Genomic DNA, 19,592 nt, shown 5'->3' on the forward strand with positions numbered 1-19,592 from the left:
TAGAGGAGACAGGACATGTCACCGGAAGAACGCCAATTGCTGACCGCCCTCTTCGATCGCGTGCGCACCGCCGCCGCCACGCCGCGCGATCCGGAAGCCGAAACGCTGATATCAGAAGCGACCCGTGCACAACCCTCCGCCACCTATTATCTGGCGCAGGCCGTCATCGTGCAGGAAAAGGGCCTGGAAGCTGCTGCCAATCACATCAAGGAGCTTGAAGAACGCGTTCGCCAGCTCGAAGCGGGCGAAACCGATCACCGCCGGGCCGAACAAGGCGGCTTTCTGAGCTCCATCTTCGGCAACACGCAGACGCAACAGCCGGCGCCCGCACCCGGCCCATGGGGTGGCGCTCCGAGAGACAGTTACGAGCAGCCACGCGGCTACGACAATACCCGCCAGGCGCCGCAACAACCGTCAGGCCCCTGGAGCCAGCAGGCCTATGCACCGTCCGCCGGCGGCAGTTTCCTGCGCGGCGCCCTCGGCACGGCAGCCGGCGTTGCCGGCGGCATGCTGCTTGCCAATTCGCTCAGTGGCATTTTCGGCAACCACATGTCGTCACTCGGCTTGGGTTCACCTTTCGGCGGCGCCAATCCCTTCGGCAATGCGAGCGCGCCCACCGAGGAAACCGTTATCAACAATTACTACGGCGACAACAATAAGGCCGACGACAACCAAGCCGACAATAACGACAATATCCAGCAGGCCGATTACGACGACAACGACGATTTTACAGATGACTCCGGCGACGACACCACGGATGTCTAGGATTTAGCTGTAAGGAAAGAGCGGCAGTTGGTTTCAATTGCCGCACCGTTTCCCGGCCCTTCGCCTTAAGCTCAGGGCGTTCGCCGTTGCAATCGATTCAGAGCAATTCCAGAAAAAGTGCCAAGCGGTTTTTCGTCCGGAATTGCGAAGAACAAAGCAGTGCATCGATTGCTCGGGCTGCGCCCGACCATGGCTCACCCACGCCCACGATAGGTCGCAACGCCCTGATCCGGCAGCCACACACCTTCCGGCGGCTTGCCTGTCTGCCAGAAGACGTCGATTGGAATGCCGCCGCGCGGATACCAGTACGCGCCGATGCGCAACCATTTCGGATCGAGAAGCTCGACGATCCGCTTGGCGATATAGATCGAGCAATCCTCGTGAAAGGCGCCGTGATTGCGGAAGGAATGCAGGAAGAGCTTCAGCGACTTCGATTCCACCAGGAATTCGTTCGGAATGTAATCGATGACGATATGGGCGAAATCCGGCTGTCCGGTCATTGGGCAGAGCGACGTGAATTCCGGCGCGGTGAAGCGCACGACATAGTCGGTTCCGGCATGATTGGACGGCACTTTTTCCAGAACCGCCTCTTCGGGACTCCTGGCGGTTTCCGTCTGCTGGCCCAGCATCGAAAGGCTGGAAACGTCTGTATTGGGCATTACGCCTCCTTGATCACTTTGACGCGGATGCCATGGGCCTTTTCGCCCTCCGGCTCCACGTGAATGGCAATTGTCGAGCCCGAATGCGCGGCCCGAATGGCATCTTCAAGGCGATCGCAAATATCATGCGCTTCCCGCACAGTCATCTTGGCGGGCACGACGAGATGGAAATCGACGAAGGTCACCGACCCGGCGCGCCGCGTCTTCAGGTCATGCACGCCGATCGAGCCTGCCGCATGGGTGGCAATCGCCTGCTTGATCGCCTCTTCCTCCTGCGGTTCGACCGCCTGATCCATCAGCCCACCGATCGACTGCGAGATCACCTTCCAGCCCTGATAGAGGATGTTGAGCGCGACGAGAATCGCGAGAATGGGATCGAAGATCGCATAGCCGGTTGCAAGCGCCAGAAGCAGGCCGACGAGAACGCCGACGGAAGTGACCACATCCGACATGATGTGCTGCCCGTCCGCCGTCAGTGCCGCAGAGCGATGCTTGCGCCCCGTGCGGATCAAAAGCCGCGCCCAGACGGCATTGATGACACCGGCCGCGAAGTTGATCGAAAGACCGAGCACCGGTGCCTCGAGCATGCGCGGATCTGCGAGATGGTTCACGGCCTCCTGCACGATCAGCAGCGCGGCGACGACGATCATCACCCCCTCGGTGACGGCGGAAAGATATTCCGCCTTATGGTGGCCGAAGGGATGATCGTGGTCGGCGGGCTTCTGCGCGTAGCGGATGACGAAAAAGGCGATGAAGGCCGCCACGACATTGACGAAGGATTCCAGCCCGTCCGAGAGCAGCGCCACGGAGCCCGTCACCCACCAGGCGACCATCTTGAGCCCTAGAACGCCGAGCGACAGGGGAATGCCCCAGAACGCCAGTTTCCGAACCGTGAGATTGCCTTCTTCGTTCATATCATCCCCCTGCGGATGCGAATGAATTGCAGCATTTAAGCCATTGAAACGCAAAACCGCCCGCGCGGGAATCGCGCAGGCGGCCAATGCGGGTGATATGGGCAATCAGGCCCAAAATGTCAAAGGTTTTGACAGGACAAAGGCGAGGTCATCTCCATGTGAACGGCCCCAACCCGCTTGTGCAATTGACGATAAATACATAAGCAGTTATATAACTTGTTATGCAACAAGAATAGAGAACATGCCTTGGTCGAAGATGTCGTGAAATCGCTGGGCTACCTTTGCCTCGGCAGCCGCTTCCGCCGGATCGGCGAACGTCTGCAGGCCGACACGCAACAGGTGATCGAAGAACTGGGCGTCTCCATCCAGGCCGCACAATATCCCTTCCTTGGTGCCATCGACAGGCTCGGCCCGCTGACCATCGGGGAATTGGCACAGGCAGTGGGCATCACCCAGCCCGGCGCAACGCGCACCGCTTCCCAGCTGATGGGGCTGGGATTCCTTGATATGCAACCATCTGCCGAAGATCAGCGGCGCAGAGTCGTTTCGCTGACACCAAAAGGACAGGAACTCGTTGACTATTCGAAGCAACAGGTCTGGCCGCTCATCGCAGCCGCCGTTGCCGATCTCTGCCGGGATCTCGACGGCTCGCTGCTCGAGCAGCTTGCCGCGATGGAGGACGGGCTCGCCGAATCACCGCTGATCCGCCGCGTTAGAGCGCCGTGCGTCCATTCGGACGCACAAAGGACGCTCTAATTTTTTGAATCTACACATCAGGCTTTCCGAAAATCGGTCCCGATTTTCGGGCCGATGCTGTAGCGCCGTACAGGAGAAGACACCATGAGCCATATTCTCGACCGACCGATCTGGAACGCGCTGCAAACAGCGCATGCCGAGCTTGCCGAAGGCGGCGAATACGCGATGCGCTACCCGCCCTCGATCGTCCCCTTCGCAGCGACCGCCGACGATAGCCGCGAAAGCCTCGAAGCACTCGAAAACCTTCCCGCCGCTGATGAGGTCATGGCGATTGTCGAAGCCGGACCCGTCACCATCCCGCAGGGATTGACGGTCGTCTCCGAGGGAAAGCTGGTGCAGATGATCGCCGAGCGGCCTTACGAGCGTATTTCCGACAGCCGGCTGCAGCCGCTGACCCCCGACGATGCGGATGAGATGCTGGCACTCGCCATGCTGACCAAACCCGGCCCCTTCACACTTGGCGCCCAAAAACTTGGCACCTTCTGGGGCGTCAAGATCGACGGCCGGCTTGTCGCCATGGCCGGGCAGCGCCTGCGACATCCCGGATTTGGCGAGCTCAGCGGCCTTTGCACCCATCCTGATTTTCAGGGGCAAGGCCTCGGCACCCTGCTCTTCCGCTTCGTCGCCGGCGAAATTTCCGCCAGGGGGGACACCGTCTTCCTTCATGCCTATTACACCAACACTTCAGCCATAACGCTCTACAAGGCACTCGGCTTCAAGCTGCGGTCGGAAATGAACCTGCGCGTCGTCAAGCGCAACGCATAAGCTGACCAAAACGCCGCAGGCTCACGCTTTTGCCCATTTGCGCCATGATAGCGTCCCAATTGCATGGTGTTGACGGCCCTGCAGTCAATTGGGGACCGCGCAGACATGCATTGGATCAATCGTTACATCGACCAACCGTTGCTCGACGGTGCGGCCAGTTCCTTGCGGGCCTGGCATATCCGAACCGGCCTTTCGCCGGAACGGCTGGAGCCGCTCTGGAGCATTGCCGTGACAGGCTTTCTGTTCTTTACCGCCGGACACTTCCTCTCGGGACCGGCCCTGCTTCTGTGTTACGGCGGTCTCGTGATGCTGACCCTCCCCTCGGTCTGGATGCTCTTCACATCCAGTCGCAAGACAGACAGCTATAACGTCGCCGCCTACAAGAAGCTGAGAACCAGGGCTTTCATGAAACGCGAGGCGGAATGGGCCGTGCGGCTCGCCATCCTCTTCACCGCCATCGGCCTTCCCTTCGTCTCACGCTCGGATGATCCGACGGCCGCCTATTTCATGATCGGCGCCAGCCTCTGGTTCGTGCTGACCGGCCCGGCGAGATCCTATCTGGCAGCAGCAGAACCGCCCATGCCGCGCGATGGAGACCGCTCCTTCAATACCGATCTGCAATTCGGCTGAGCAGATTTAAATCAGCACACAATTCAATTGTCGCAGCGACAATGGAACGAACGGCTCACGCTTCCGTTATATTGCCAGCAACCGACAAAGGAGATCGCGATGCTGTACTATGCTCTGGTATTTCTCGTCGTAGCCCTGATTGCAGGCGTCCTTGGATTTGGCGGCATTGCCGGCGCATCCGCTTCGATCGCCCAGGTCCTGTTCTTCATCTTCCTGGTGCTGTTCGTCGTATCCATCGTCGCCCGGCTCATGCGGCGCGTATAGACGAACAAACCAACGCACATAAAAAACCCGCCATTCAGGCGGGTTTTTTATTGCTTATACCTTTGGCATCAGGCCGCCTTGGTCTTGGCCCGGCGGGCAAGGTGCGCCACCACATTCTCGATCATCCGCATGCCGGCATCGCCGCCGAGCGTCATGATCGATTCCGGATGGAACTGCACCGCTGCGATCGGCTCCTTGGCATGCTCGATACCCATGATGGTGCCATCCTCGCTCTCCGCGGTAATAATGAACTCCCGCGGCAGCGTCGAAGGGTCGGCAAAGATCGAGTGATAACGACCGACCGTCACTTCCTTGGCAAGGCCGGAGAACACGATACCCGGCTCCAGTACGCGGATGCGTGACGGTTTGCCATGCATCGGCAGCGCCAGATGACGAAGCTCGCCGCCGTAGGCTTCCGCCAGCGCCTGCAGACCGAGGCAAACACCGAAGATCGGCAGATTGCGCGCGCGCGCCTTCTTGATCGTCGCCTTGCAGTCGAAATCCTTAGGATTGCCGGGACCAGGCGACAGCACGACGAGATCCGGGTTCAGCCGATCGAAAACTTCCTCGGGCACCGGCGTACGAACGGTCGAAACCGTGGCGCCCGTCTGGCGGAAGTAATTCGCCAGCGTGTGAACGAAGCTGTCTTCATGGTCGATCAGCAGGATATTGACGCCCTTGCCGACGGAGGCGACATCGCGCTGGGTCTTGCCGGAATTGCCCGTCTTGGCGTCACGGATTGCGGAAAGCATGGCGGAGGCCTTCAATTCGGTTTCGGCTTCTTCTTCCTCGGGAATGGAATCGTTCAGCAGTGTCGCACCGGCGCGCACTTCGGCAATGCCGTCCTTGATGCGCACTGTGCGCAGCGTCAGGCCGGTATTCATGTCGCCATTGAAGCCGACCATACCGATCGCCCCACCATACCACGCGCGGGGGCTCTTCTCATGGGATTCGATAAAGCGCATCGCCCAGAGCTTCGGCGCCCCGGTTACGGTGACAGCCCATGCGTGGCTGAGGAAGCCGTCGAAGGCGTCCATGTCGTCCCTCAAACGGCCCTCGATATGGTCAACTGTGTGGATGAGACGCGAATACATCTCGATCTGCCGGCGGCCGATGACCTTGACGGAACCCGGCTCACAGACGCGGCTCTTGTCGTTGCGATCGACATCCGAGCACATGGTGAGTTCGGATTCATCCTTCTTGGAATTCAGAAGCTTCAGGATCTGCTCGCTGTCGGCGATCGGATCGTCGCCGCGCTTGATCGTGCCGGAGATCGGGCAGGTCTCTATACGGCGGCCGGAGACGCGCACGAACATTTCCGGCGAAGCGCCGACCAGATATTCCTGGTTTCCGAGATTGATGAAGAAGGAATAGGGCGACGGATTGATCGCCTTCAGCCGCTTGGAAATGTCCGAAGGCTTGCTTTCGCAGCGCTCCATGAACTTCTGGCCGGGAACCACTTCGAAAAGATCGCCCTTGCGAAAGCTCTCCTTCGCCTTGACGACGAGTTCGGCATATTCGCCCGGGCGGTGATCGCTCTTAGGCGGAATGGCATCCGTGCGGATAAACGGCTCGGCAGCGATATCGCCCGCCTTGCCCTCCGTCGTCTTGCCGTCCTTGGCGAAGTCGTAACGATCGACCCACGCCTTGGCGGCGTAGTTGTCGACGACGAGAATTTCGTCCGGCAGGTAGAGCACCATATCGCGCTGATCGGAAGGACGCTCCAGCTTCAGGTTGATCGCATCGAACTGGAAAGCGAGATCGTAGCCGAAGGCGCCATAGAAACCGATGCTGGCATCCGCCTGCGAATGAAAAAGATCGGTGATGGCGCGAAGGACGGTAAAGACCGTCGGCATCTTCGAGCGCTCTTCTTCGGTGAAGACACGGTCGGGCAACTTGACCGTCAGGTCGAGCCGGCGCGCGGTCAATGAGCCGAGTTCAAGTTCGCTGACGGTCTTAAGCCGCTCGACGATGAAGTCGAGGATGATCTCGCCGCGCTCGTTATAGGCTTCGATCCAGACATTGCGGCCGAAGGAGGAAACACCGAGCGGCGGATCGACAACAGCCGTATCCCAGCGCGTATAACGACCCGGATATTCATAGTTCGACGAGAAGACGGCGCCGCGCCGCTCATCGAGCTTGTCGACATAGGACGAAACAGCATCGGCATAGGGAATGGCCCGCCTCTGCCGGGTGACGGTAATACCGCCCTTGGTCTCGTAGATTTCCGCACCATCATCCCGCAGGATCGTTACCATAGTTCAACTCCGTTATCGGGCCCGGACGAAAGGCGGCCTTGAAACAAAAAAGCCGCCTCGAAGTTTCGGGCGGCTCGTTCGTCGTCTTTGGACACGATTGGTCGAGGCCGCCTCAGCGAGCCCACCACCAAACTGCAATGTTCACAGACTTCTTCATGGGCGAAATTGTTAGCCTGAGATTAAGCCAAGCGCAAGAGGCCATTGGCCGACGAAAAAGGGCGGCTCGAAAGCCGCCCCACCCCAGCCTTGAACAGGCAATTGTCAATCAGAAGGTCTTGGTAACGGAGATCTTGAAGGTACGGCCCGGCTCCGAATACCATTCCTTCGGCTGCGAAGCGGTTGCACTCAGATTGACCTCGCGAACAGCGAGCGCGTTGTAATACTCCTGATCGAAGATGTTGTAGATCCCGCCCTGGATACGCAGACCCTTGACTTGTTCTGGCGTCCACCATGCGGTCAGATCGACGATGCCGTAGCCGGGCGCATCGAACGACGTCAGAGCATTGTCGTTGCCGGTCATCTGCGACGAGAGCGTGGAGGAGAGGTCGAAGCCGTATTCGTCATTGCTCCAGCCGCCGCCGACAATGGCCTTAAACGGCGCGACTGAGCGCAGCCGCTCCTGCGTATCGTCGTTCCGGCCATAGGTATAGGCAAGCGAGGTATGAAGATTGATACCGTTGTCGAACGTCTTGATCACATTCGCTTCGAGACCGGAGATGGAGGCCGAGGATACGTTCGTGTAGGCGAACGTCATGAAGCCGGTGGTGGGATCTCTTGTCGTCACGGTTTCGATGAAGTTCTGATACCGGGTATGGAATGCCGCTACGCGACCCTGCAGACCGCCAGTATCGAAGTTAGCGCCGATCTCAATGCCGCGGCCGATTTCCGGATCCAGGTTTGGGTTGCCAAGCTGCGCATAACCCTGCGTCGCGTTGTAGAAGCGGCTGTAGAGTTCATCGACGGTCGGGGCACGGAAGCCGACGGCAAGCTGGGTATAGAGCTGAACATCAGGCGTCAGATCGTAGGTCGCGAGCAACTTCGGCGACATGCCGGCTTCCGTACGATCATAAACCGCACCGAAGCGGGGAAGCGCCGGGTTGCTCTCGAAACCGCCACCCGTCGACGGCCGGTAGTTGAACCAATCGAAGCGGAAGCCGGGCGTTAGCGCGAAGCCGCTATTGCCGATCTCGATCTTGTCTTCGAATGTCACGCCGAGGTTCGTGCTGTCGACATTGGGCACTTCAGACTGGTTGTTGAGTGCCGGGCAGGTTGTCGGCGTCGGGCAAAGCGCCGAACTGTACTGCGTCCATTTCGATACCCCGACGTCGAGGCCGACACGAACGGAGTGGCTGAGGCCGGAATATTCAAAGTCCTTCGTCGCCGTACCGCTAAAGCCCCAGGTTTCGTTTTCGATGCTGTTATTGCGGCCAGAAACGACATTGGCTGCGGTCCGGCCCTGGCTGCCGGATTCCTTTTTCAGATCCTGCCAGTAGAGGGTGGCTCTCGCAGTGCTGAAGAATGCATCGGAAGACTGCGCCTCGTAATCATAATCCAGTGAAACACGGTCACGGTCGCGCAGTTCCCGACCGTCATAGTTACCGACGAGATAGCTGCGGATCGGAGGCGTGCCCTGCAGGTCCCGCAGATCAGTCTTCAGGTCGCGCCGGAAGCGTTCAGCCGTCAAACCGATGCGATGGCCGCCTTCGAGATCCTGACGCACCTTGAACAGCAGGTTGTGCTGGTCGAAATCGGCCGGATCCGGCTCGGTCCTCGGCTTGCCGTAGACGTCGATGTCGCCCTTGCTGTCACGCTCATGGCCCTTGCGATAGGCGCCCTGGAAGAGGATCGACGTGTTGCCGACCTTCTTGGCGGCGGCGGCGGAGCCGGCAATGCTGCGGTCTTCGCTGTCATAGGTCGACTTGACGATCGCACCCCAGTCGCGATCTTCCGGGATCAGGTCTTCCGGCTCGAGCGTGTTGAGGACGAAGGCGCCGCCGAGCATGCCCGAACCGCCTTTGCTCGAATCCGCACCGCGCACGATATCAAGAGAGGACAGTGAATCGAAATCGAAGGTATCGCCGCCGCCATTGGCGTTGCTGGTCGCAAAGGCACCCTGACGCGAGCTATTGGAAACATACGGAATCGGGATGCCGTCGATCGTCGTCAGGATACGCGGGCCGGAGAGGCCACGCAGATTGAAACCGGCATCGGCGCGCGAATAATTCACGGTTGCATCGACGCTGCGGCCGATATCGTCGTAATTCGTGACCTGCTTCTTTTCCAGTTCCTTCTTGTCGATCTGGGTCGCAAGCGGCGTGTCGGCAACACTGCCGGGGGCCGCACGGTTTCCCTTGACGACGATTTTCTGAAGGACAGTTGCGCCTTCAGCATTCGTGGCCGGCGTGGTCGCCGGAGCGCTCTGAGCGAAAGACTGTGAAACGGGAAGAACAAGTGCGGCTGCTGTGCAGACCATTAGAACCGAGCGCCAATGCCGGACGATCATAACCTACCCTCAAATGAAAATTACCGGGCTGGCTGTCGTGGCGTTTCAGACGCTCGAGGGGCTGGCTAGGCTTGCGGACGACTGCGGAGATTTCCGCCTTCTTTTTGCCGCATAAAAAACATGAGTATTATTGTCAATATATTCCGCCGATTTATGTTGAATAATAACGTCAAGTTTTAAGGATCTCAGGAAACGTTGCGCAATTGCAACGAATTCGCCGTTCTTGCGTTTCCCCTCCGCTCGATCAACGGGAAACGACGTGTGAGAGAATTTCGGAAGATGGCGGTCATTCTGGCCGCACTCGCCCTGCTCCCCGGCGCAAGACTGCCGCGAACCGGCCCGGTGCCTCAGGCAAAGCCAGAAGCAGCAATCGAAGCGCCTGCGGCCCCTCAGCCAGAAAAGAAACAGGAAGAAGAGCAGGTTCCCAAGCCTCAGCCCGAACCTGCGCCTGCGCAAAACCCCGAAACACCGCCGGCCGCCTCCGAGGTTCCGACACCGCAGCCCAAACCGAGCGAGACCCCGGCCGCGCCAGCCGGCGAAAAATTTGGTCCACCCTCTCCCACACCGGAAGACCGGGCGAAGCCCCCGACTGAACCGACGCTCGAAGAGCAGCATCTGACCATCGAACCGGAAAGCGACGCGGACCATGCCGAATGCACTAGAGAACTGCAGAGCCTCGGCGTCGTCTTCCGCGAGACACCCCGCATCGACGACGGCAACGGCTGCGGCATCGACAAGCCGATCATCGTCTCCCAAGCGCTGCCCGGCATCACGCTGAAGCCTGAAGCCACACTACGCTGCCCGACGGCACTGGCGCTCGCACGATGGATGAAGGGAAGCGTCATTCCCACAGCCTCGGTCGCCTTGCCGGAAAGCGGCGATATCACCACCATCAATCAGGCTTCCGCCTACATTTGCCGCCTGCGCAACGGCGCCGACACCGGCAAGATCTCCGAACATGCCCGCGGCAATGCCATCGATATCGCAAGCTTCAGCTTCAAGAAGGGCGAGGATGTTGCCGTCCGCTCGCGCCGCGAGGATTCGACGCTGACAGGGGCATTCCAGCGCACCGTCAGCGCCGCAGGCTGCCTCTATTTCACCACCGTGCTCGATCCCGAGAGCGATGCTGCCCACGAAACCCACTTCCATCTCGATGTGATCGAGAGAAAGGGCGACTTTCGTTACTGTCACTGAAATACGAGACAGATCAATGTTTGATCGCGAGATCGGAATCCGGTTGCGAAAGCCTTGAATCGGCTTGTGAAGTGGCGGCGGCCTAGAATAGTCCTTCGATATAACCCTGATCATTGAGGTAAATCCGCTCCGCCGACGGCGACTTCGGCAGACCGGGCATCGTCATGATCTCGCCGGTGATGACCACGACGAAACCGGCGCCGGCTGACAAGCGCACCTCGCGCACCGTTACGATATGCCCCTCGGGCGCACCGCGCAGGTTCGGATCGGTGGAGAAGGAATATTGCGTCTTCGCCATGCAGACCGGCAGGTTGCCGTAGCCCTGTTCCTCCCAGGCCGCTAGCTGGTCTCGTACAGCCTTGTCAGCCGTCACCTCGCCAGCGTGATAGATCTTCGAGGCGACGATCTCGATCTTTTCGAGCAGCGGGAGGTCGTCGCCATAGAGCGGCTCGAACTTCGCCTGTCCGGATTCGGCAAGCTCCACAACCTTATAGGCGAGGTCCTCGATGCCTTCAGACCCTTCCGCCCAATGACGGCAGAGGATGGCTTCCGCTCCGTGACGCGCGACGAAATCTTTGACAGCAGCGATTTCCGCATCCGTATCCGAGGTGAAATGGTTGATCGCAACGACGACAGGCACGCCGAACCGGCGCACATTGGCGATATGGCGGCCAAGATTGGAGCAGCCGCGAACCAGCGCCTGAACATTCTCCGCGCCGAGATCGTCCTTCTTCACGCCGCCGTTCATCTTCAGCGCCCGGACAGTCGCCACGATCACGGCAGCACTCGGCTTCAACCCTGCCTTTCGGCACTTGATGTTGAAAAATTTCTCTGCGCCGAGATCGGCCCCGAAGCCCGCTTCCGTCACGACATATTCGCCGAGCTTCAGCGCGGTCTTCGTCGCAATCACCGAATTGCAGCCGTGAGCAATATTGGCGAAAGGACCGCCGTGAACGAAGGCAGGATTGTTCTCCAGGGTCTGCACGAGGTTCGGCTGCATGGCGTCTTTCAGGAGCACGGCCATGGCCCCATCCGCCTTGAGATCGCGGGCATAAACCGGCGTCTTGTCGAAGCGATAGCCGATGATGATGTCGCCAAGGCGACGTTCCAAATCCCTGAGATCGGTCGCAAGGCAGAGAATTGCCATCACTTCAGAGGCGACGGTGATATCGAAGCCGTTCTGCCGCGGAAAGCCGTTGGAAACCCCACCGAGTGAAGACACCATGCTGCGTAGCGCCCGGTCGTTCATGTCCATCACCCGCCGCCATGTGATGCGGCGCAGGTCGATATTCTCTTCGTTGCCCCAGTAGATGTGATTGTCGATCATTGCGGCCAGCAAATTGTGTGCCGAGGTGATCGCGTGGAAATCGCCCGTGAAATGCAGGTTGATGTCTTCCATCGGCACGACCTGGGCATATCCGCCACCTGCCGCCCCGCCCTTCACACCGAAGCAGGGACCAAGCGAGGCCTCGCGCACGCAGACGATCGCCTTCCTGCCGATGCGGTTCAGCCCGTCGCCGAGACCGACGGTGGTCGTCGTCTTGCCCTCGCCCGCCGGCGTCGGGTTGATGGCGGTAACAAGGATGAGCTTGCCGTCCTTCTTGCCCTCCTGGGCGGCGATGAACTCGGCGCTGATCTTCGCCTTGTCATGTCCATAAGGAACAAGCTGTTCCGGGGGGATGCCAAGCTTGGCGCCGATTTCGAAAATCGGCTTCTTCGTCGCCGCGCGTGCGATTTCGATATCGGATTTGATGGCAGCCATGGATCGTGTCCTCATTCTCTCAGCACAACGGACTCGGCGTTTATTTCAATCGGATAGCGAAATATCCCGAACCTGTGAATAGTACTGCGCCTTGCAGTCCGCCTATTCCATTGTTTATTAGGGGCCAACGATTCTGGGATTTACGGGGTAGATCATGAAATCACTCGAACTTCTGGTCGAGCGCATCATTCTTTCCAGCCGCTGGCTGCTGGTGGTCTTCTATATCGGCCTTGTGCTTGCGTTGGCCGTTTATGCCGTATCTTTCGCCTTCAAGTTCCTGAAGGTCGCAGGAAGCGTGTTCGAACTCGGCGAGGCGGAAATGATCCTCGCCATGCTCGGTCTCATCGATGCGGCACTCGTCGCAAGCCTCATCGTCATGGTCATGATCTCCGGCTACGAGAATTTCGTCAGCCGTTTCGACGAGGCCGAAAAAGAAGGCGAAGTCTCCTTCCTCGGCAAGCTCGATTCCGGCAGCCTGAAGATCAAGGTCGCCTCCTCGATTGTCGCCATCTCCTCCATCCACCTCCTGCAGGTCTTCCTCAACGTCGATCAATATACCGACGGCAGGATCATGTGGCTGACCCTCATGCATCTCGCCTTTGTCGTCTCGGCGGTCATGCTCGGGTTCCTCGAGAAGCTGATGAGCGTGACCTCGAAGAATGATTTGAAGGACAAGGCGTAAGGCGGCGTCAAGCCGGACACATCCGGCGAACGAGAGCCGCACAAAGCAAAAGTGCCGTATCGCGGCGGCGCATCTTTTCGGATATCGGCATCAATTGACCGTGGCCGCAACCGGCACAGTTTCCACACCGGATCTCCTGGGGCACCGGACGCTTTCCTTCGCGTTCGGTCCGCAGAGATGAAGGCCCGGCTCTTCATCGTAGGGAATCACACCATCGATGATGCCAAGCTTGAGCGCCTGAGGTGGATATATATCGCCTCTCCCGAATGACGGCGTTATCATCATCGTGTCGAATGTCTCGGGACTGATGCCCATCTCGCTGAAATAGGCAATGAATTTTCCGCGCTCGGTCTCCGTAACCTCGATCGCCGGCTGGCTGAGGCCAAGAGCAGAAGTCTTTCCGACGAACCGCAACTCTCCGCCCATGAAGGCAAGCGTGCAGCTCGAAAAGCAGTACGCACCGCCGGCAAAGACCTCACCTTCGGTCGGCCCGTTTTTGGCCATACTCGCAGTGCAACGCGGATCCTGCATCGGACAATTCGGCAAGCGCGTTCTACCAATCGACGTATCGAGACCTGCGGCGCGGATCATACGCCCCATCGCGAAAGCAGCATCTCTGTCGCCGCCATAGGACTGAAAGATGACGGGCAGCTTTTTTTCTCCGAGCGTCTTCAAGATCGCGTCCAGCTGAGCCGGCGTATCCGGCGTGATGTCCCCATCCGCAGAAATCCACTGCGTACACTCGTCCTGGCAATTGCCATCGTACATCACGAGAAAGTCCATAGGATGGGTGTTAGGCAGACCGCCGCTTGTGTATACGGTCGCACGCTTCACCGGTGCCTCCGCCACAGGCGCCGGCGCTATAGCCACCTCGGCCACAGGATGGCGATAGCAGACGGCGCTCGCCGCAGCGTCTTTAGGACAGAGCGGCATACCGGGCCACTCACTGAATGTCAGCACATCCGTGAGAAGACCCATTCGAACTGCGTCTTCAGGCGGTATGACTGCGATGCTTGCAGGGGTGGTAGCCATCATCACATCGACCAGATCACCACTGACGCCCATTTCCTTCAAATAGCCCGTAAGGGCAGCAGTGGCCTTCTTGCCCAGCTTGGTGGAGCTGCGCTGCCCAGCCGCCTTTCGTCCAACCTCCTTGCGGGAGACTTCCGTCTTCTTGCCGTTCACCATTTTGTATTCGATCCGGTAAGAGATACGCACCTTCTGATAGACGGTCGTGATCTGGTGGACGCCGATATAGGCCCACTGCGACGAGGCGCGCGACGTGCCACCAGCCAGCACCAGAGGACACGCGGAATAGCAGAACGCACCGTCCGAATAAGTGTCCCCGACCGCAGTGCCATCCTTTGCGATAGCCGCAGCGCAGCGCCTATTGTCATCGGGGCAATCCTTCAGCTGCGTACCGCCGACTGCCGTTTCAAGACCGGCCTTGCGGATCATCCGCCCCATCGCATAGGCGGCATCGACTTCGCCACCCTCCGAGCGGAGGACGACAGGTACTTTCCGGTCGCCGATCTTCTTGAGAAATTTTCTCAGCCGCGCTGGCGTATCTGACGTTACACGCCCCTCCGCCGATATCCATTCAGGACAGTCTTCCAGACAGGAGAGGCTGTGCACGAGAATGAAATCCATCGGGGGCTGCCCCGCCTGTTTCTGCTTGGCAGCTTCGGAGGCAGTAGCTCCGATCGGCAAGTTCAAAAGAAACAAAATAAGTAATGATCGGAAGGATAGGCACTTCACCAAAAAAGAAACTGCAAAGCGCACGATTAGATCGCCTTAGTTGCACCTGACCATACACTTAGCAATTGGATTAAACGGCAGCAAGCGGGATTCCGAGGGCTTGCCGCCGCCTTATTACTTTATTCGCCCATCGCGATCAGGCTGGCATTACCACCTGCAGCTGCCGTGTTCACGGAGATCACCTGTTCCAGCGCAAAACGCTGCAGATAGGCCGGCCCGCCAGCCTTGAAGCCGGTGCCGGATAAACCCGAACCGCCGAAGGGCTGGGTGCCGACGACGGCGCCGATCATGTTACGGTTCACATAGACATTGCCAGTATCGAGCGCATCGGTGACGGTGCGGATCGTGGATTCGATGCGGCTGTGAACGCCAAGCGTCAGGCCGTAGCCGGAGGCCTGGATATCCTGCAGCACCCTAGGCAATTCCTTCGCCTTCCATCTGACGATGTGCAGCACCGGCCCGAAGACTTCCTTGGTCAGTGCCGCAGGCTTGTCGAGCTCGATGATATGCGGCGCGAAGAAGCTTCCGCCATCAGGCGCCTTGCCGGCATAGCGCACCTTCTGCGTTTTCTGCATGTCGGCGATATGGGCTTCCAGCATCGCCTTCTGCTTCTCGTCGATGATCGGGCCGACATCAGTCGTTTCCAATGCGGGATCGCCAAGCTGCAGTTCGCGCGCAGCGCCTTCGATCATCTGCGTCATATGTTCGGCGATGTCTTCCTGCAGGAAAAGCAGGCGGAGTGCGGAGCAGCGCTGACCGGCCGAACGGAAGGCCGATAGGACCACATCATCGGCCACCTGCTCGCCGAGCGCCGTCGCATCGACCACCATGGCGTTGAGTCCGCCGGTTTCGGCAATCAGCGGCACGATCGGTCCGTCCTTGGCGGCAAGCGCCCGGTTGATTGCCCATGCCGTCTTCGTCGAACCGGTGAAGGCAACGCCGGCAAGCGCTGCATGCGCCGTGATAGCGGCACCGACGTCGGGACCGCCAGGCACGAAGAGCAGCGCGTCTTCCGGCACGCCGGCCTTGTGGAACAGCTTCACTGCTTCATAGGCAATCAGCGGCGTCTGCGGTGCAGGCTTTGCGAGCACGGCGTTGCCGGAAACGAGGGCGGCCGAAACCTGCCCAAGGAAGATCGCCAGCGGGAAGTTCCAGGGCGAGATGCAGGTAAAAACCCCGCGACCACGCCACAGGTACCGATTATCCTCTCCGGTCGGCCCCGGCATCTTGGTCGCGGTACCGAAGAGCCGGCGCGCCTCGCTGGCGTAATAGCGGCAGAAATCCACCGCCTCGCGTATTTCCGCAATGCCGTCGTCGAGCGTCTTGCCGGCTTCTGCGGCCAGGAGCACAAGCAGCCTACCGCGATTTTCTTCCATAAGGTCGGCCATGCGCTCCAGCGCAGATGCACGTTCTTCGACCGAACGGCGCGACCATGCCTTGTAGCCTTTGGCGGCAACGGCAAAGGCCTTGTCGACATCGGCAGCGGTGGCATTGCGAACCGAGCCGACGGTCTTGGAGCGATCGGACGGCGAAACGACGGGCGTTTCCGAACCGCTGGCAACCACACCGGGGATGAGAGGCGTCGCCGCGATGGGGGGAAGACCCTTGCGGATCGCCTCCATCAGTTTTTCAAGCGTTGCACGATGACCGAATTCCAGTCCGGCGCTGTTCTTGCGCTTGCCGTAGAGCTGCAGCGGCATCGGAATCTTGCTGTTGCGGGCACTGGCGCCGACATCGAATTGCAATTTGTCCGCCGGACGCTCCAGCAATGCCTTGATCGGCACATTCTTGTCGCCGGCCATAGCAACGAAGGAGGAATTGGCGCCGTTTTCGAGAAGACGGCGGACAAGATAGGCGAGCAGATCGCGGTAGCCTCCAACAGGCGCATAGATCCGGCAGGCGATCCGGTCGTTGGTATCAAGCAGATGATTGTAGAGGCTCTCGCCCATACCATGCAGGCGCTGGAACTCGAAGCCGGTACGGTCATTGCCGGCAAGCTCCAGAATGGTGGAAACCGTCAGTGCATTATGCGTGGCAAATTGCGGGAAAATACGCGCCCGCTTGGCGAGCATGTGCTGCGCGCAGGCGAGATAGGAAAGGTCTGTCGCCTGCTTGCGCGTCCAGACCGGATAATCGTCAAGCCCGCGTTCCTGCGCCCGCTTGACCTCGGTATCCCAGTAGGCGCCCTTGACGAGGCGCACCATCATGCGGCGGCCAAGCTTTGCGCAGAGTTCATCAATATAATCGATCACGGCGACCGCGCGCTTCTGATAGGCCTGGATTGCAAGGCCAAAACCATCCCAGCCGGCAAGCGACGGATCGGAAAAGACCGCGGCGATCACGTCGAGCGAAAGTTCCAGCCGGTCGGCTTCTTCGGCATCGATGGTGAAATTGAGCTGATGTGCCTTGGCCATCTGCGCAAGCTTCAGGAGGTCGGGCACGAGTTCTTTCATCACGCGATCGCGGTGAGTGGCCAGATAACGCGGATGCAGCGCCGAAAGCTTGACGGAAATACCCATGCGATCGGGCAAATCCTTGCCCTTGGCGTTCTTCGCCATCCAGCCGCCGATCGCTTCGATCGCCATGGCGTAGGATTGCCAGTAACGTTTGGCATCTTCGGCCGTCCGTGCGCCCTCGCCCAACATGTCGAAGGAATGGCGATAGCCCTTCTCCTCGCTCTTGGCCGCGCGGTTGAGAGCGTCCTTGATGGTTTCGCCGAGCACGAAGTGATGGCCAAGGAAGCGCATGGCCTGCTTGGTGGCATTGCGAACGGTCGGCAGGCCCATGCGTTTGACAAGGCCGCGAAGCACGCCCTCGGGCGTCTCACCGGGGCGGATGATGCGGGCTGAAACGCCGAGCGCCCAGGCGGATGCCGAGACAAACCAGCTGTCGGCCTTGCCCTCATGCTCGCTCCAGCCGCCTTCCTTCAGCTTGTCCTCGATCAGCTTGTCCTGCGTCAACGCGTCGGGCACGCGCAGCAGCGCTTCGGCAAGCACCATCAGCGCCAGACCCTCCTTGGTGGAAAGCCCGTATTCCCTGAGGAAATCCTCTACGCCGCCGATCGATCCCGAATTGCTGCGGATCGCCTCGATCATGCCCCCGGCACGCTTGTCGATCGCAACATCCTGGGAGGCCGAAAATCGCAAACCTTCGGCGAAACCATGCAGCAGGCGATCATCGTCACCGGCAAATGGAGCGTTGAACAGGGCAAAAGGCGTGGAAATCTGGGTCGGCATGAAGTGTTCTCCGTGATTTCGGCAACATAGCTGTTCATTCGTGGTGTTTTTCACTAAACTGAGGCCGACCAACACGATCTTCGCCTACCGACCGCCTGAAAGGCCGCGAAAAATGAAAGAGCTCGACCGTCTCGACCGCAAGATTCTGCGTGCGCTGCAGAAGGAAGGACGACTTTCCAACATAGAGCTCGCCGAACGCGTTAACCTGTCTCCCACGGCCACTGCCGAGCGCGTCAAGCGGCTAACCCGAGACGGTTATATCACGGGCTATATGGCAATCCTTTCGCCGGAAAAACTCGGCCGCAACCTCCTCGTTTTCGTACAGGTGAAACTTGACCGCACCACGCCTGACGTTTTCGATGCCTTTGCTGCGGCAGTAAAACGCAGCGACGACGTCATGGAATGTCATATGGTCGCAGGAGGTTTCGACTATCTTGTGAAGGCGCGCATGGCGGGGATGGAGGCTTATCGCCAATTCCTCTCGGAGGTGATTCTTTCCCTCCCCGGCGTACGCGAAACACACACCTATGCGGTCATGGAGGAGGTAAAAGGCACAGCCCTTCTACCCGTATAGCTCGAAAATCAACTTAAGCGCGTTTTTCATCTGGTTAATTTTTCACAAAATGAATTAATCAGCGTGTGCTAAGTCAATTAGGGCTAGCATGCAGGCGGATTTATGTATTTGATAGCGGTAACATAGGGACTTGCGGGGGCATATAATGTCTTACATGACTACCTCTGAAAGGCAGTCATTACTATCGAGCGAACTGGCAGTGGCGCGCACGCGCGGCCTGTTCGCACAAGCGCTTGGAAGGGTGGCGGCCGCATTCGGTTTTGAGCACGCCACCCTGCTGAACGCGCCGACGATAGAAGATTTGCTGCTCAAGCCGCTGATCATCGAGAGCTCGCTGCCGGTTTCCTACATCAGGGATTTCGATCGAGCGCATATGCTGCGCGCCTGTCCCTTTGCCGCACGCATGAGGGAATCAGCCGTACCGCAGGTATGGCATCTTAACGATCCCGGCCATGCCCAGTCTTTCCCTGCCGGCACCAGAAACTTGATGCTGCAGCACGGCATGAGCGCCGGCATTGCCATGCCGATCAATTCGGCCGATGGACAGCGCCTCGTCTTCTGGTTTGGCGGCGAACGTGCATCCCTCGGCCAGAGCGAGATCAACGAACTCGCGATGATCGTTCTCCACGCCGTCGATACCTACAACAGCGTCAAGCGCAATGAGGAGAGCCCCCATAGCGCGCTCTCGGCCCGCGAGCTTGAGGTCGTGCGATGGACAGCGCAGGGCAAGACCTCGATCGAGATCGGCCAGATCCTGGCGCTCTCGGATCACACGGTAAATGCCTATATGACCAACGCAATTAAAAAACTCGATTGCGTCAACCGCACCCAGTTGGTAGCAAAAGCCATCCGATTGAAGCTGATCAACTGAG

General features: G+C 59.2%; 16 protein-coding genes. 9 read left to right on the forward strand and 7 right to left on the reverse strand.

What is annotated here, in order from left to right; translation table 11 throughout:
* Positions 1-15: 15 nt before the first annotated feature.
* Entirely contained in the window at positions 16-765 is a 750-nt protein-coding gene (locus AB8B33_RS15775; protein WP_439016075.1) for a DUF2076 domain-containing protein, read from the forward strand.
* Between the two features lie 194 nt (positions 766-959).
* On the opposite strand, the gene queF is transcribed toward AB8B33_RS15775, so the two are convergent.
* Both queF and emfA read right to left on the reverse strand, forming a co-directional pair.
* Complete coding sequence (gene queF, locus AB8B33_RS15780; RefSeq protein WP_007824496.1) at positions 960-1,424, reverse strand: preQ(1) synthase; 465 nt, start codon at positions 1,422-1,424, stop codon at positions 960-962.
* The gene (gene emfA / locus AB8B33_RS15785; protein WP_113321990.1) at positions 1,424-2,338 is read right to left on the reverse strand and encodes a CDF family cation efflux transporter EmfA; all 915 of its coding nucleotides are present in this window, start codon (positions 2,336-2,338) and stop codon (positions 1,424-1,426) included. Before emfA ends, queF begins: the two co-directional genes overlap by 1 nt.
* Positions 2,339-2,584: 246 nt before the next feature.
* On the opposite strand from emfA, the gene AB8B33_RS15790 reads away from it, so the two are divergent.
* The 4 genes from AB8B33_RS15790 to AB8B33_RS15805 all read left to right on the forward strand — a co-directional run bounded on the left by AB8B33_RS15790 (position 2,585) and on the right by AB8B33_RS15805 (position 4,753).
* On the forward strand, positions 2,585-3,094 hold the full coding sequence (locus AB8B33_RS15790; RefSeq protein ID WP_439016076.1) for a MarR family winged helix-turn-helix transcriptional regulator: 510 nt from the start codon (positions 2,585-2,587) through the stop codon (positions 3,092-3,094).
* Positions 3,095-3,178: 84 nt separating this feature from the next.
* Positions 3,179-3,859 carry a GNAT family N-acetyltransferase gene (locus AB8B33_RS15795; RefSeq protein ID WP_439016077.1) on the forward strand — a complete coding sequence of 227 codons (681 nt, stop codon included), beginning with the start codon at positions 3,179-3,181 and terminating at the stop codon, positions 3,857-3,859.
* Positions 3,860-3,964: 105 nt separating this feature from the next.
* The gene (locus AB8B33_RS15800) at positions 3,965-4,489 is read left to right on the forward strand and encodes a hypothetical protein (RefSeq protein ID WP_439016078.1); all 525 of its coding nucleotides are present in this window, start codon (positions 3,965-3,967) and stop codon (positions 4,487-4,489) included.
* A gap of 99 nt (positions 4,490-4,588) precedes the next feature.
* Positions 4,589-4,753, forward strand: coding sequence for a DUF1328 domain-containing protein (locus AB8B33_RS15805; RefSeq protein ID WP_007824505.1), 165 nt, complete (start codon positions 4,589-4,591; stop codon positions 4,751-4,753).
* 68 nt (positions 4,754-4,821) lie between these two features.
* On the opposite strand, the gene AB8B33_RS15810 is transcribed toward AB8B33_RS15805, so the two are convergent.
* Both AB8B33_RS15810 and AB8B33_RS15815 read right to left on the reverse strand, forming a co-directional pair.
* The gene (locus AB8B33_RS15810) at positions 4,822-7,011 is read right to left on the reverse strand and encodes an anthranilate synthase (RefSeq protein ID WP_113321987.1); all 2,190 of its coding nucleotides are present in this window, start codon (positions 7,009-7,011) and stop codon (positions 4,822-4,824) included.
* A 265-nt stretch (positions 7,012-7,276) separates the two neighbouring features.
* Entirely contained in the window at positions 7,277-9,514 is a 2,238-nt protein-coding gene (locus tag AB8B33_RS15815; RefSeq protein ID WP_439016079.1) for a TonB-dependent hemoglobin/transferrin/lactoferrin family receptor, read from the reverse strand.
* A gap of 279 nt (positions 9,515-9,793) precedes the next feature.
* Here AB8B33_RS15815 and AB8B33_RS15820 point away from each other — a divergent pair, with 279 nt between their 5' ends.
* Positions 9,794-10,708 carry an extensin family protein gene (locus tag AB8B33_RS15820; protein ID WP_439017261.1) on the forward strand — a complete coding sequence of 305 codons (915 nt, stop codon included), beginning with the start codon at positions 9,794-9,796 and terminating at the stop codon, positions 10,706-10,708.
* Between the two features lie 82 nt (positions 10,709-10,790).
* Here AB8B33_RS15820 and AB8B33_RS15825 read toward each other — a convergent pair whose 3' ends face one another.
* Positions 10,791-12,470 (reverse strand): formate--tetrahydrofolate ligase, encoded by a 1,680-nt coding sequence (locus AB8B33_RS15825; RefSeq protein WP_439016080.1) that lies wholly within the window; start codon positions 12,468-12,470, stop codon positions 10,791-10,793.
* 154 nt (positions 12,471-12,624) lie between these two features.
* On the opposite strand from AB8B33_RS15825, the gene AB8B33_RS15830 reads away from it, so the two are divergent.
* Positions 12,625-13,152 carry a TIGR00645 family protein gene (locus tag AB8B33_RS15830; protein WP_007824518.1) on the forward strand — a complete coding sequence of 176 codons (528 nt, stop codon included), beginning with the start codon at positions 12,625-12,627 and terminating at the stop codon, positions 13,150-13,152.
* A 90-nt stretch (positions 13,153-13,242) separates the two neighbouring features.
* Here the strand turns inward: AB8B33_RS15830 and AB8B33_RS15835 are convergent, their stop codons facing one another.
* Positions 13,243-14,934 carry a hypothetical protein gene (locus tag AB8B33_RS15835; RefSeq protein WP_439016081.1) on the reverse strand — a complete coding sequence of 564 codons (1,692 nt, stop codon included), beginning with the start codon at positions 14,932-14,934 and terminating at the stop codon, positions 13,243-13,245.
* Between the two features lie 95 nt (positions 14,935-15,029).
* Positions 15,030-18,146 (reverse strand): bifunctional proline dehydrogenase/L-glutamate gamma-semialdehyde dehydrogenase PutA, encoded by a 3,117-nt coding sequence (putA, locus tag AB8B33_RS15840; protein ID WP_439016082.1) that lies wholly within the window; start codon positions 18,144-18,146, stop codon positions 15,030-15,032.
* A 112-nt stretch (positions 18,147-18,258) separates the two neighbouring features.
* Between putA and AB8B33_RS15845 the strand changes: the two genes are divergently transcribed.
* Positions 18,259-18,720, forward strand: a complete 462-nt coding sequence (locus tag AB8B33_RS15845) for an Lrp/AsnC ligand binding domain-containing protein (RefSeq protein WP_007824522.1) — start codon at positions 18,259-18,261, stop codon at positions 18,718-18,720.
* Between the two features lie 145 nt (positions 18,721-18,865).
* Positions 18,866-19,591 carry a helix-turn-helix transcriptional regulator gene (locus tag AB8B33_RS15850; RefSeq protein ID WP_113321982.1) on the forward strand — a complete coding sequence of 242 codons (726 nt, stop codon included), beginning with the start codon at positions 18,866-18,868 and terminating at the stop codon, positions 19,589-19,591.
* Position 19,592: the final 1 nt, after the last annotated feature.

The organism is Rhizobium sp. 768_B6_N1_8 (genome assembly GCF_051811225.1).
Classification (GTDB): Bacteria; Pseudomonadota; Alphaproteobacteria; order Rhizobiales; family Rhizobiaceae; genus Rhizobium.

Coding starts and splice junctions, on each gene's coding strand:
- AB8B33_RS15825 (WP_439016080.1), bottom strand. CDS start 12,470: ATGGCTGCCATCAAATCCGATATCGAAATCGCACGCGCGGCGACGAAG.
- emfA (WP_113321990.1), bottom strand. CDS start 2,338: ATGAACGAAGAAGGCAATCTCACGGTTCGGAAACTGGCGTTCTGGGGC.
- AB8B33_RS15815 (WP_439016079.1), bottom strand. CDS start 9,514: ATGATCGTCCGGCATTGGCGCTCGGTTCTAATGGTCTGCACAGCAGCC.
- AB8B33_RS15830 (WP_007824518.1), top strand. CDS start 12,625: ATGAAATCACTCGAACTTCTGGTCGAGCGCATCATTCTTTCCAGCCGC.
- queF (WP_007824496.1), bottom strand. CDS start 1,424: ATGCCCAATACAGACGTTTCCAGCCTTTCGATGCTGGGCCAGCAGACG.
- AB8B33_RS15775 (WP_439016075.1), top strand. CDS start 16: ATGTCACCGGAAGAACGCCAATTGCTGACCGCCCTCTTCGATCGCGTG.
- AB8B33_RS15820 (WP_439017261.1), top strand. CDS start 9,794: ATGGCGGTCATTCTGGCCGCACTCGCCCTGCTCCCCGGCGCAAGACTG.
- AB8B33_RS15805 (WP_007824505.1), top strand. CDS start 4,589: ATGCTGTACTATGCTCTGGTATTTCTCGTCGTAGCCCTGATTGCAGGC.
- AB8B33_RS15810 (WP_113321987.1), bottom strand. CDS start 7,011: ATGGTAACGATCCTGCGGGATGATGGTGCGGAAATCTACGAGACCAAG.
- putA (WP_439016082.1), bottom strand. CDS start 18,146: ATGCCGACCCAGATTTCCACGCCTTTTGCCCTGTTCAACGCTCCATTT.
- AB8B33_RS15845 (WP_007824522.1), top strand. CDS start 18,259: ATGAAAGAGCTCGACCGTCTCGACCGCAAGATTCTGCGTGCGCTGCAG.
- AB8B33_RS15795 (WP_439016077.1), top strand. CDS start 3,179: ATGAGCCATATTCTCGACCGACCGATCTGGAACGCGCTGCAAACAGCG.
- AB8B33_RS15850 (WP_113321982.1), top strand. CDS start 18,866: ATGTCTTACATGACTACCTCTGAAAGGCAGTCATTACTATCGAGCGAA.
- AB8B33_RS15800 (WP_439016078.1), top strand. CDS start 3,965: ATGCATTGGATCAATCGTTACATCGACCAACCGTTGCTCGACGGTGCG.